At 27.9% G+C, this 13,028-nt stretch carries 13 protein-coding genes and 1 other RNA gene; 8 read left to right on the top strand and 6 right to left on the bottom strand.

Annotated features, from left to right (window positions below; all coding sequences use genetic code 4):
- Positions 1-111 precede the first annotated feature (111 nt).
- The gene (locus tag ACNF36_RS02465) at positions 112-765 is read right to left on the bottom strand and encodes a hypothetical protein (RefSeq protein ID WP_418303608.1); all 654 of its coding nucleotides are present in this window, start codon (positions 763-765) and stop codon (positions 112-114) included.
- Between the two features lie 214 nt (positions 766-979).
- On the opposite strand from ACNF36_RS02465, the gene ACNF36_RS02460 reads away from it, so the two are divergent.
- Positions 980-2,803, top strand: a complete 1,824-nt coding sequence (locus ACNF36_RS02460) for a transglutaminase domain-containing protein (protein ID WP_418303607.1) — start codon at positions 980-982, stop codon at positions 2,801-2,803.
- Positions 2,804-2,874: 71 nt separating this feature from the next.
- On the opposite strand, the gene whiA is transcribed toward ACNF36_RS02460, so the two are convergent.
- Positions 2,875-3,747, bottom strand: a complete 873-nt coding sequence (gene whiA / locus ACNF36_RS02455; protein ID WP_418303606.1) for a DNA-binding protein WhiA — start codon at positions 3,745-3,747, stop codon at positions 2,875-2,877.
- A 403-nt stretch (positions 3,748-4,150) separates the two neighbouring features.
- Here whiA and infC point away from each other — a divergent pair, with 403 nt between their 5' ends.
- The 3 genes from infC (at position 4,151) to rplT (ending at position 5,371) form a co-directional block, all read left to right on the top strand.
- Entirely contained in the window at positions 4,151-4,768 is a 618-nt protein-coding gene (gene infC / locus ACNF36_RS02450; RefSeq protein ID WP_257089781.1) for a translation initiation factor IF-3, read from the top strand.
- 1 nt (position 4,769) lies between these two features.
- On the top strand, positions 4,770-4,958 hold the full coding sequence (gene rpmI, locus ACNF36_RS02445; RefSeq protein ID WP_257088789.1) for a 50S ribosomal protein L35: 189 nt from the start codon (positions 4,770-4,772) through the stop codon (positions 4,956-4,958).
- A gap of 62 nt (positions 4,959-5,020) precedes the next feature.
- Positions 5,021-5,371, top strand: a complete 351-nt coding sequence (gene rplT, locus ACNF36_RS02440; RefSeq protein ID WP_257088787.1) for a 50S ribosomal protein L20 — start codon at positions 5,021-5,023, stop codon at positions 5,369-5,371.
- A gap of 117 nt (positions 5,372-5,488) precedes the next feature.
- Here the strand turns inward: rplT and ACNF36_RS02435 are convergent, their stop codons facing one another.
- The gene (locus ACNF36_RS02435; protein WP_323188430.1) at positions 5,489-6,142 is read right to left on the bottom strand and encodes a hypothetical protein; all 654 of its coding nucleotides are present in this window, start codon (positions 6,140-6,142) and stop codon (positions 5,489-5,491) included.
- 457 nt (positions 6,143-6,599) lie between these two features.
- Between ACNF36_RS02435 and rplJ the strand changes: the two genes are divergently transcribed.
- Positions 6,600-7,097 (top strand): 50S ribosomal protein L10, encoded by a 498-nt coding sequence (gene rplJ, locus ACNF36_RS02430; protein WP_257088783.1) that lies wholly within the window; start codon positions 6,600-6,602, stop codon positions 7,095-7,097.
- Between the two features lie 31 nt (positions 7,098-7,128).
- Entirely contained in the window at positions 7,129-7,500 is a 372-nt protein-coding gene (gene rplL, locus ACNF36_RS02425; RefSeq protein WP_257088781.1) for a 50S ribosomal protein L7/L12, read from the top strand.
- A 129-nt stretch (positions 7,501-7,629) separates the two neighbouring features.
- On the opposite strand, the gene ffs is transcribed toward rplL, so the two are convergent.
- The 3 genes from ffs to ACNF36_RS02410 all read right to left on the bottom strand — a co-directional run bounded on the left by ffs (position 7,630) and on the right by ACNF36_RS02410 (position 9,729).
- Positions 7,630-7,724: signal recognition particle sRNA small type (gene ffs / locus ACNF36_RS02420), an RNA gene on the bottom strand.
- Positions 7,725-7,739: 15 nt separating this feature from the next.
- On the bottom strand, positions 7,740-8,450 hold the full coding sequence (locus ACNF36_RS02415) for a pseudouridine synthase (RefSeq protein ID WP_418303605.1): 711 nt from the start codon (positions 8,448-8,450) through the stop codon (positions 7,740-7,742).
- 1 nt (position 8,451) lies between these two features.
- Positions 8,452-9,729: a hypothetical protein gene (locus tag ACNF36_RS02410; protein ID WP_418303604.1), complete on the bottom strand. Its 1,278-nt coding sequence runs from the start codon at positions 9,727-9,729 to the stop codon at positions 8,452-8,454.
- 219 nt (positions 9,730-9,948) lie between these two features.
- On the opposite strand from ACNF36_RS02410, the gene ACNF36_RS02405 reads away from it, so the two are divergent.
- Both ACNF36_RS02405 and ACNF36_RS02400 read left to right on the top strand, forming a co-directional pair.
- Positions 9,949-11,820 (top strand): ribonuclease J, encoded by a 1,872-nt coding sequence (locus ACNF36_RS02405; protein WP_418303603.1) that lies wholly within the window; start codon positions 9,949-9,951, stop codon positions 11,818-11,820.
- 171 nt (positions 11,821-11,991) lie between these two features.
- Positions 11,992-12,897 (top strand): SPFH domain-containing protein, encoded by a 906-nt coding sequence (locus ACNF36_RS02400; protein ID WP_418303602.1) that lies wholly within the window; start codon positions 11,992-11,994, stop codon positions 12,895-12,897.
- Positions 12,898-13,028 lie beyond the last annotated feature (131 nt).

Genomic DNA, 13,028 nt, shown 5'->3' with positions numbered 1-13,028 from the left:
TTAGTTGTTTCATAATCACTCCTTAATATAAAAAACACAAAATACGACGTTGTCCATATTTTGTGTCCCAGTTTATTCTGTCTACTTTTCTTATCTTAGTTTAGTTCAAATTTACCGTCTTAATTTTTTAATTGAGTTAGTTTGTAATTTCGTAATTAATTTATCAAGATCAAGGATAATAGCATTTTCATTAATATCTTTTAGTGCTTGTATTCTGCTTTCTGTGTAATATTGACCATCTAAACAAAATCACACTGAATCAACAGTGTTAGGGCCAAGATTTTTAAGTTGGATAATAACATCATTGTATTGATTATCTTGAGCTCCACCGCATTCATTTGTATATTTATTTACAACATAAATTGTCTTACCGTTATGATGTATGACAAAATCTAGTGATTTTAGTTCTCTTGGTTTATCATTTGAATTATGAACAATTTCATCATTGAGTAAATAAAGAGCTTCAGCTCCTTTAGGATTTAGTTTTTGAACATTTACTCCAATTTTTGTTAATTCATCTTTAAAGACACTCTCATAGATATTTTGTCTTTTAGGATCTTTCATAAGGAAAGATAATAAAACATCGTCAGTTAGTAATGACTCTCTTATTTTGTCTTCATACTTTTTATCTAAGAATACTCTATCAACAACTTTTTTAATTTTTAATTCTAGTCATTCAGGAATTCCGTTTTCTTTGATTTCTTCCTTAAGTTTTTCTCTTTCATTTTTTCATTTTTCTTCAATTATTTTGCTATATCTGTCCATAAATGACACTCCATTTTATTTTCTAGTAATTTTATTATACAAAATTTGAAACTAATTTTCAATGTAGAAAAGTTTAGAGTAATCAATCAATGTGATTAATCTGAATTCAGCATAAATTAATTTAATTCGTTGAAAATATAATAAATGTTATATCATTTAATTATATAAAGAGTAAGTAAAGTAATTATTTGTTTTTACTTACAGATGGAGACTTATGAAAAAATCGAGTTTATTTAAATTATTATTTTTAGCACCTGCAACAAGTTTATTGATTTCTGCAATTTCTTGTGATACTAAAAATGTTAAAGAACCAACACCTGCTAAACCAGAACAACCTGTGCAACCTGTTAATCCGGAACCAAATCCAGTAACACCAGAACCGAATGATCCAGAAAAATTAAATAGTGTTGAATCATACAAATCACAAATTGAACAAACAAGAGTTGACTTTAACAATTACTTAAACAATTATGCAAATGTTTATAAAGGACGTGCTGAATCGTTTGCGTTTCATATGTTTAGACCTGAAGGTACTGATGAACAATATGAATCTTACAAAAGTTTTGCTGATGTAATTTTTAACAAAATTAACACAGCAATTGATGGATGAGATACTGTAGTAGGAAATAACGCAGAGTCTGCTAAAGAAGAATATGCAAAAATTAACAAAATGTTTTCAACATTTGTTAAAGGTTTTAATAAGCAGTTAGCTTCAATAAATCCTCCTACTTATTCTTTAAAATCTGAAATGACAATCGATGAAGTTAGAGAACATTTCAAAGAAATTGTTAAAAGAGTTGTTGCAGATAAAAATGAAGATCATTCAAATGATGAAAATTACAAACCATTAAATGGAAGAATAAATTACGATAAAAATGGATATTTAATTCCTGCTGATACATATTATGAAATTGTTAAAGATTTCCTAAGATCAGGTTTTAGAAACTTCAAACAAATTTCTTTAGTTTCAGCATCAGCAATTTCATTTGAAGTTACACCAGAAAATAAAGTTTATGGAATTTTAATAAATGCAAATGACTTTAGAAAAAACAATATGAATCAAGTAGTTGATAATTATGTTGAAAATGCACTTAGTTTGATTGATAACTCAATGAATACTTATGAAAAAGTCTATGTGCTAGGTAAATACGTTTTAGAAAATTTAATTTATAAAACTAAATCAGATACTGAAACAATGAATTCACTTGACTTTGCTTACATTGAACATAAAGGTGTATGTAGACACTATGTTGATCAAATGGCACTGCTTTTATCTAATGTAAATATTCCATACAAAGTGATGCAAGGCGACTACCACACTTGATTGAATATCCAAAATGAAGATGGTAAATGATTCTCAACCGATCCAACACATGCAGATACAGGAAAAGCTGAAAAATACTTCCCTCTAGGAAAATCAGGTGAAATCGATTTAGATTTTGAAATAAAAAACTTTTTTAATTATCAAAATGCAGTTACAACAGATTTCACATTATTTGATTTAGAACCAAATGATGGTTCAAATGAAACAATTAACTTTATTTCTCAAGAAGTGCATAATTCATTATTTAATAAGTGAGTTTACAAACTTAAAGATATGTATGCAAATGGAGAAGAAATTTCATCATTAAACTATAACGATCATAAGTTGTATTTTGTTTCGATAAAAGATAATCAACCTAAATTACAATACGTTGAAACAAACAAAACTATCCCAATTGAAAATATTGAAAACTCAATTCATACAGTTAATGAATTTGGTTCATTAGTTAATGGATTAAGTTTAAAAGTTTTACCAAAAGCTGCTATGCACGGGGATAAAATGTTCTTTATGGCTCAAAATGATAATGGAAATTATATTTATTCATACAATATTAAAACATCTGTATTTAAAAAAGAATTTGTATATAATGGAGACTACAAAAACTTCTTTATCTTCCTAAATCAAAATGAAAACAAACTCGAGTTTTCATTTGGAGATCAAAATTCAGAAAACAAATTAGTTAAGTTATTTGACATAAATTTACAAGATCAATAGAAATTGAAGCAGACTAAAATGTCTGCTTTTTGATTAAAAAAAACATCTCAAGTTACTGAGATGCAAAAACTCTATTTTTTAGCATTCTTGTGTTCTGAAACAATTTCATTAAGTTTTCTAAATCAGTGATTTATTCCACTTTTTGAAACATACATATTATGTTCAGTGTTAAGTAAATTTGATAATTCAGGAAGTGACAATCATTTGTTTTCAACTTTTAATCTAAATAAAACAAGTTGATTGTCTGTGAAATGAATATCTAATCCATTTTCAAACATATAGTTAATATTTTCAATATGCTTAATTGTACTCTTTGCAATCTTATTAATATTACTCATATCGATATTATTAATACGGTTAACAACATTTTCAAAGTCACGAGCAATAATTATGTTTTGAAGCTTGTACCAAGACTTTTTAGCATCGATAGCTGCTAAAAAGTCAATAACTTTTTCCTTATTTTTAAGGTAAATTATGTATTTATTATTTCTATTCAAGAAGTTGAAATTAAAATCATATTGATTTAGTTTTTCTTGGATTTTTACTAAGTGCCCAGGATTATGCGAAGAAATTTCTAAGTGGTATGAAGTTGATGATTTTCCTGAGATGCTGCCACTTCCAAAGAATACACCAGCAAAAAAACTTGTAAGCGAATCTTTAAAATCAATTTCCTCAATCATTTCAAGGTCAGAAATCTTAATTAAGATTTTAGTTTTTCATTTTAGATTAATGATCGGTTTAATATTAATTTTTTCAAGTTTTCTAATCAATTTTGAATAAAGATATTCATTTTTAATTTTGAGAACATAAAACTCTTTTTCAACTTCTGCAGCACAAAAAAGTAAACCACTTAAAAACCTCTTAATTTCGTGTGGTTTAGATAAGTTGTTTATGACTTCTTTTTTTAGCTCTCAACTAAACGATGTTTTATGTTCTTTATTCATAGTTTAATTATAAAAAATATAATATTTTATGTAAGTTATTTTTTAACAAATAAGCAATATTTTTAGTTCATAAAAATGCATATAAAAGTTGGATTTAGACAGTCAAATAAAATAAATTTATTTGTAATTACTTGCATAAATGAAATTGCTAAAACTTTTTTACCTTACACATAGGTATATTGGTTAAAAACTAACATATAACATAGTTATATGTAATGTTAATCAAAAAATATTTTTTTGATAAAATTAAAAAGCAATATAAAAGTTTAAATTGCAGAAAAGTAGAAGACACTTCTCACCTGATGACCATAGTCTTGGGTTTAGCTACAATTAAACGTATCAAAAATTCTGATACCTTTTTTAGTAGAACAAGGAAGTGGGTAACCACTTTTTTACTTAACATTTATTTAAGGAGTATATTATTCAAGCAAAAGGAAAGAAAACACCTTCAGAACATTACGTAAATTCTGATATTCCATTCAAACAAGTTTTTGTAATCGGAGCAGATCAAGAAAAAATTGGTGTAATGTACACATCTGAAGCAATTGAATTGGCAAAAAGCCAGAGAATGGACTTAGTTTTAATAAGCGTTGAACCTAAACCAATCTGTCGTATTCTTGATTACGGTAAATTTAAATATGACCGTAAAAAGAAAAATAAAGAACTAAAAGAAAAACAAACAATTATCCAAAATCGTGAAGTTAGATTAACCGCGATGATTGGAGAAAATGATTTACTTACAAAAAGTAGAAAAGCTAGAGAATTTCTTTTAAAAGGTGATCGTATCAAAGTTTCATTAAAATTAAGAGGACGTGAATTATTGATGAAAGATTTAGGAATCAAGACTTTAGAAAAATTCTTCGCAACATTAGAAGATATTGCTGAAATCACATCAGAACCTAAATTAATCAATAATCGTTTCCTTGACATGAATCTCCAACCAAATAAACAAAAAGTACTTAGATACCAAAAAGAAAAGAATCTTGAATCAAAAGATCAAGATGCTAAAGAAGGAGAATAAAATGCCAAAAATGAAAACTAAAAGTGCGTTAAAAAAACGTATTAAAGTTACAGGAACAGGTAAAATCTTAAGAGAACAAGCTTACCGTTCACACTTAGCACAAAACAAAACTACAAAACAAAAACGTCACTCACGTAAAGCTGCTCTTATGTCTAAATCAGACCTTAAAAGATTTAAAGCTTTAATCTAATCTTGTTAAGTTAATTCATAAACAAGATAATAATTAACATTATTTAAGAAAGGAATTAAATTATGGCAAGAGTTAAAGGTGGAACAGTTACAAGAGCAAGACGTAAAAAATGAATAAAATTAGCTAAGGGATATTTTGGACACAAATCAATCGGTTACAAAGTTGCTAAACAAGCAGTTGTAAAATCTTGAACATACGCTTTCAGAGACCGTAAACAAGTTAAAAGAAACTTCCGTAAATTATGAATCGCTCGTATCAACGCTGCAGTTAGAGCAGAAGGAATGAGCTACTCAAGATTTATTAACGGTTTAAAAAGAGCAGGTGTTACAATTAACCGTAAAATGCTTTCAGAATTAGCTATCAACGAACCAAAAACATTTGCAGTTTTAGTTGATATTGCAAAACAAGCTTAATTTTAAATTGCTATTCACACATCCGAATGGATGTGTTTTATTTTGCTTTTTGTTGTCTTAAAATTGCAAAATAAAATCTCAGAATAAACATCCGAGATAGTATATAAGCTATATAAATTAATTTTGAGGTTTGTCAACAAAGTTTCTGATGATACTTTTAGCTGTAACATCAACATTAGCAAAGATTGGTTTTCATTCTCAATCTATTAATGTATTTTGAGGAACAATATGATCGAAACTAATGTTTACTAATTTATCAAAACTTGTTTCAGTTGAGTTGTCATCAACACCTTTAACAAATTTTTCAGGGTCAAAGTATTTTTCAATTCTGATTGAAACAATTTTAACTTCATCATCAGGTGAAACCATTTCTCTAACTGAATTAATGTTTCCTTTGAAGTATTCTAACTCATTAGGGAAACGTAAGTCGTCAATGATGAATAAACTGCTTTTACCTGCTTTAGAAGATTCGTTAGCAATTGATTTAATTTTTTCAAAAACTCTTGAACATCAAATGTTTGTATCGATGTTTCTTCCAACTTCCCCCATAGCAATTCAAAGTGGTCTAACAATTTCTTTGTCTTGACCATTTCAATTAATTTCATCTAAGATTGGCTGAGTAATTTGTTTAATTGGTTGCGCAAAAGATAAAATGTGTGTGTTATCTTCAAATTGAGGTTTTAATTGTTTTGAAAGTTCATTACTTAATAAACCTTTTCCACTACGTCTTTTACCATTGATTAAAATAATAACGTGTTTGTTTTTGCTCATATTGTCTCCTTGTGAATCTATATAAATTTATTGTTAATAGTGCATTAAATTATGCATTTTATGAATCTAAATTTGAAATAAAAACAACGATAGAAATTGATTAATTTCTGATTGCTGTAAATGAATTATAAAGACAAAATTTAAAAACAAAAAGAAATAGCTGAAATTTTCACAAAATATGAAAAATAAGAAAATTACAATTTTTTGATTAGCAAAATTTACTAATAAAATTAGAAAATTAAAAATTTAATTTTATTTCATAAAACTACTTTTATTACTATGCTATAGGTTTAAAAGTATCAAAAGTATTATTCTAATTTTTAAGTTATGCTATATAATATAAAAGCAATACATATAGACAGTAACTGTATAAATGCTTATACTTAATTTGTTACCGAGTGTATCTCATTCCTGTTCAAATTGTATTGCGTAATAGATTTTGAAGGGAGGCACAAGTATGTCAGAATCAAAATTAAAAGCAGCTAAAAAAGAAGTTGTTTTAGAAATTGTTGATAAAATTCAAAACTCTAAAGCTGTTGCTTTCGCTGAATACCGTGGTTTAACAGTTTCTGAATTAGAAGATTTCAGAAAAGAAGCTAAAAAACTTGGTGTTGACATCAAAGTTTACAAAAACCGTTTATTCAACTTAGCAGCACAACAAACAGGATTTGCTGACTTAGCAGAATACTTAGTTGGTCCAAACATTTTCGCATTCTCAAACAATGACGATATGTCAGCAGCTAAATTACTTACAAAATATGCTAAAACTCACAAATTATTAGTTGTAAAAGCTGGAACATTTGAAGGTAAAGTTATCAACGCTGCAGGTGTTAAAGAAGTTGCTACTCTTCCAACATACGAAGAAGCACTTGGAATTCTTGCACGTTCAATGATGGCACCATTACAACAAATTTCATTATCACTTAAATTAGTAAGTGAAGGTAAAACAGAATAATAAAAATATTTAGTTTGAAAGGAAACATATTATGGCTAAATTAACAAAAGAAACATTCATCGAATCATTAAAAGAAATGTCAATTAAAGAAGTTATGGAACTTGTAGACGCTATGAAAGAAGAATTCGGAATCGACCCTACAGCTGCTGTTGCTGTTGCTGCAGCTCCTGCTGAAGGTGGTTCAGAAGAAAAAACAAGCGTTAAAGTTGTTTTAAAAGCTGACAACGGTAAAAAAGTTGCAATCATTAAAGTTGTTAAAGACTTATTAGGTGTTGCTTTAATGGATGCTAAGAAAATCGTTGACACATTACCAGCTGTTGTTAAAGAAAACATTAAACCAGAAGAAGCTGAACAAATTAGAGCAGCTTTAGTTGAAGCTGGTGCAGATGTTTCAGTTGAATAATATAACTTCAATTAATTCAAATTTATAATTAAAAAACCTTACAAAATCTGTAAGGTTTTTCTTTTTTATCTCATTAACTATAAAAAAAGTGAGAGCTCATGGCTGTACGTGAGACTCTCTTTAAAAATATCTAAACAAAACCACCAGACACAGCACTTCCTCATGTGGCTGCTACATTTCTGTCCTGACCAGGTTAGTGGGTTACTGTTCTGATGGCTTAAATATTATAACACCATTTTTTAATATTCTCTATTTTTTAATTTTAAAATTTCATCTTCAGTTAAATATCTAAACTGACCTTCTTGTAGTGTTTCTTTTTTAATATCTAAGAAAGCAAATGAAATTCTTTGTAATTTAGTCACTGTTAAATCAAAATGTTTAAACATTCTTTTAACTTGATGGTACTTACCTTCATTTATTGTAAGATTTGCAGAATTATCTGAAAGAATTTGAAGTTTTGAAGGTAAGACAATTTCATTGTCTCCTATATCAAAACCTTTTTCAAATTCACTTATTAAGTTTTGGTCAATTTTATTATCAACTTCAACGTAGTAAGTTTTCTCAACATGTTTTTTAGGTGAAAGTAAATAGTGAGTTAATTGTCCATCATTTGTTATTAATAGTAGACCTGTAGTATCTTTGTCTAATCTTCCAACTGTGTGAATATCTTTATATGAGTTAATGCTTTTGTCCAATAATTCAAAAACAGTTTTATTTAAGTTATCATAATTTGCACAAACATAGTCAGCAGGTTTATTTAGTAAAACATAAATAAATTCTTGTTTAGGAACAATTAATTTATCATCTAAACAAGCTTCTTCATTGATTATATTAATAATTGATTTAACCACTTTGTTATCAACTTTAATTCTTTTAGAGGAAATTAACTTTTTAGCATCAGTTCTACTGATGTTTAAGTTAAATGAAAGTCATTTATCTAATCTGGTCATATTATTTTAGTAAAGCATTATAAATGTTGTGTTTATAAACTTCTACTCCTGGTTGAGATAATGGGTCAACTCCAAATAACAATGAAGATAAGATTGCAACAAATTGGAAGAAAGCAAATAAATGAGCTAAATTATTGATTGAAATTTCATCAAATTCAATAATTAAATCATTATTGTCAAATGCATTATTTTTGATATTAAAATTAGGTTGATTTTCACCTTTTGTGCCTAGGAGACCCAGCTGGTCGAATTTTTTTTTGTCTTGATTTAAGTTGTATTTTTTATTGTTAAATACAATGTTTGTTGTGATTGAAAAATCACTATCCAAACTATTTGTATTATTAACAGAATCCCTAATTGTTAAATAACCTTTTTTCTCTTTATTTTCACTTGAGTTATATAATGAACAAACGTATTCAACAAAGGAATCTAATATAAAATCATTATCATTAATAACTTCAACAGTCTTGTTATTGTATCTTGCAAAAATGTATCTAAAAATAGCTGTAAGGAACACAATATTTTCTTTTATTGGCGTGTTCAAGGTCTTTTCAATAATTGAGACAAATGTCTCGATTAATTCTCTTGAATTAAAATTCAAGAATTCAAGTACAAATAATGATGATGGATCAAATATTGAAACATATCTTTCAGGTATGTTTGTAGGTAATTTCAAGAATAAATAATTATGAATTTTAGCCATCTTATTAAGTATATTATCTGCTTCAGTGCATGCAACTGTAATAAGTGCATTTAGCATTTCAATACTATCGCTTTTTTTTAAGTTAGCTTCAAGTAGTTTTCTATATTCTCTAAATGAAACAGAGCTTTCAATAGAAATTGCACTCTTTGAAATGTAATAGATAGCAAATTTTTGCCCTATTAATGAAGAAAGTTGATTTGTTAAAACTTCAGGAGAAATGTTGTTTTGTGTAAAGATAATATTAAAAGTAGGTTTATTATTTAAATAATTATTAAAAATAAAATCATAAATCGCTTTAGTAGTTAAATATGATTCTCCATCAGCAATCACAACTAATGTATCTATTTTGCTAGATTTTAAAAATTCAACTTTAGCTTTAATTAACTCTAAGTTAAATTCAAGATTATCATCAATATACTTAAGCACATTAGTTTCTTCATCGTCGGTGTTTTGAAAATTTAAAACTAAGTTGTTATGAATACTATTAACTTTTTTAATAATTTCATTAATTTTGCTGTGTTTTAATATTGAATTCACATCCTTAAGTTGGATATTTAGGTTACCGAATTTATACATTTTTCTCCTTATTAATAGTGTTAATTAAATTTTATATTTATTTTTAGAGTTTGCTATCTTAAAACACTTATTTTTATAATAAAATTCGATATTGTCATGATATAAACTAATAATAGTTTATAATATAGCAAGCAAATACATATTTATATGTATTTAACATTATTTTATTTAAATAATTTGATTAAAAATTACATTATTTATTCATATTTTGGAGGTAATATGAGAGAGAAACAACCGACTTACATATTTGGGTTAGGTGGTGTTGAAGAAATCGGTAAATCCACATTAGTTGTAGAACATATGAACCATATTTTCTTAATTGACTCAGGGATTAAATTTGCAGACACTTACAACACTGGTGTTAAAGGTATTATCCCTGACTATTCATACTTAAATCAACCTGGAAAAATAATTGAAGGTTTATTCATTACACATGGACACGAAGATCACATTGGTGGTGTTGTTTATTTAGTTAAACAAACAAAAATCAAAAAGATTTTTGCTCCAAGAATTGCAATTCAATATTTAAAACTGAAATTTGATGAGCACAAAATTACAAGAAAAATTGATTTTATTGAAATCAATAAATCAGACGTTTATAAGTTTGCAAATGGATGTAGAGCTGACTTTTGAACCGCTCAACACTCAATTCCAGATGCATTTGGTGTTAGATTAACTACTCCAAACGGTTCGCTTATGTGTACAGGAGACTTTAGATTTGACTATACACCAATCGGAAACTATACAGACTTTGCAAGATTAGATGAAATTGGTAAAGAGGGACTTACAGTTCTTTTATCAGATTCAACTAATGCCATGAGACCTGAGCATTCACCTAGTGAATCAGATATCTTAACTGACTTAGAACGTCATATGCGTGCTGCAAAAAGAAAAATTATTATTACTTCATTTGCTTCTAACTTAACAAGAGTTAAAGTTATTATTGAGCTTGCTGCTAAATTAGGTAAAAAAGTTATTCCATTCGGTCGTTCAATGATCCAAGGGATTAAAATTGGTAGAAAATTAGGTTACATCAATGTTCCGAATGGTGTGATTGTTGATAAAAAAGACTTGCCTAACATTAAAGATTCAGACCTTGTTGTTTTAACAACAGGTTCTCAAGGTGAAGAACTTGCTGCATTATCTAGAATGAGTTATGGTAAGCATGCAACAATTAAAATTGTAAAAGGTGATATGGTTATTTTCTCATCAAGCCCAATCCCTGGAAACAGAATGGTCGTTGAATTACTTACAAACAGACTTTACAAATTAGGTGCAATTATTAAAGAAAACGGTGTTGATGGTTACTTACATACATCAGGTCACGCTTATGAATGAGAGCATGATAAAATCTTTAAATTAACTAGACCTAAATATTTCCTTCCATACCACGGTGACTACAGAATGTGTTTAGTCCACGGACAAACAGCTATTAAAAATGGAGTCAATCCTAAAAATGTTTTAATACCTAAAAAAGGTCAAGTGTTTGAAATGTACAATAATGTTATTAAGCCAACTAATAAAACAATTAACTTTGGTCCTATTTACATTGATGGAAACACAGTTTTAAACATTTCAGAAAAAATGCTTCAAGAAAGAGCAAAACTTAAAGATAGTGGATTTGTTAATATTGTTTTCTTAATTGATAGAAACAAAAATGCAATCGTTAATAGACCTCAAATCGTAACAAGAGGAAGCTTCTTTGTGAAAACTTCTAAACAATTAATTGAAGAAACAAGGAGAGTTGCTCACGGTGCAGTTCTATACTACATTAAAAATAATCCAGAATGATCTGTTAAAGATTTGGAAAAATTAATTCAAGATAGATTAAGTACATTATTCTACAAGGAAAAACGTAGAAATCCTATTATCATTCCTACAATTATGTTCCTTGACGAACCAACTGATGAGAAATTAGCTAAAGTTAAACTTAACTTCGGTAAACAGATAGATATTGATGAACAATTAAATGATCCTACAACAAAGAATTTAAGCAAATCACTGAAGAAACAATTACTTAAGGTTAAAGAATCAATTTTTGGTGAAGTTGAAAACGATGAATTAGAAATAGATGAAGAAGATGAAATTTAACCAATGACACTTGAGCACATAGATAAACACTCTATGTGCTTTTATTTTGCAAAAGTAAAATCCTAATTTTTTATGTAAATTTTTCATATTTTTAAGCAAACTTTTCGAATAATATAAGGTAGTTAAATCAAAGGAGTATAATTAAAATAACCAAATTATTAAGGAGGTTATATGTCAGGTATTATTATTGCTGTGATTATAATTGTTGCAGTGCTTGCTGTAGTAATGCTTGTGATTACATGTTGTCTTTCAGTGAGAATTGTTAGCGAAACTAACTTCTGCATTGTTGAAAGACTTGGTAAGTACAAGAAAACAATGACTAAGGGTGTAAACTTTATGGCCCCTTACATAGACAAAATCAGAGTTAAAAATAACTTTAAGGAAAAAGTTTTTGACTACCCTGCTCAACACGTTATTACAAAAGATAACGCTACTATTCAAGTGGACACAACAGTATATTTAAAAATATTTGATCCAAAATTATTTGCTTATGGAGCTGAAGATCCATTTTTAGCTATTGAGTTTTTAACATCAACAACACTTAGAAACTTAATCGGGGAACTTGAACTTGATGAAGCATTAACATCTAGAGAAATTATTAACGCTAAGTTAACTAAAATCTTAGATGAAGCTTCAGATGCTTGAGGAATTAAAGTAAAAAGAATTGAAATTCAAAACATTATTCCACCAAAAGAAGTTCAAGAAGCTATGACAAAACAAATGCAAGCTGAACGTATCAAGAGAGCTCAAATCCTTGAAGCTAGCGCTGAAAAAGAAAGTAAAATTCTTAGAGCGCAAGGGGAATATGAAAGTACAATCTTACGTGCAAAAGCAGAAAAAGAAAGTATGATTGAAAGAGCGACAGGTAAGAAACAAGCTATTGAACTTATTACAACTGCAAACATTTCGACAGAATACTTACAATTACAAAGTATTGAACAATTAGAAAAACTTGCAAATGGTCATGCTACAAAAATCATTATTCCACCTAACTTAGCAGATGTTGCTAAATCAATGTCAGTCGCAAAAGAAGTTTTAGATTTACCTTCTAGAGAAGAAGCTAAAGGAAACAAATAGAAATTAAAAACGAACAGTGCAATTAAACTAGGACAAGAAAAGTAGACAGAAAATAAACTGTCTACTTTTTGTTTACAATAAGAGAAAGGATTTTACAAATGGCTAAACAATTGAAACATTATGAATGATTA

It is taken from the genome of Mycoplasma sp. 4463 (assembly GCF_048381515.1).
Lineage (GTDB): Bacteria > Bacillota_I > Bacilli_A > Mycoplasmatales > Metamycoplasmataceae > Mycoplasmopsis.
Note: the sequence above shows the minus strand (reverse complement) of the source record. Positions and strands in the feature narration are given on the sequence as shown.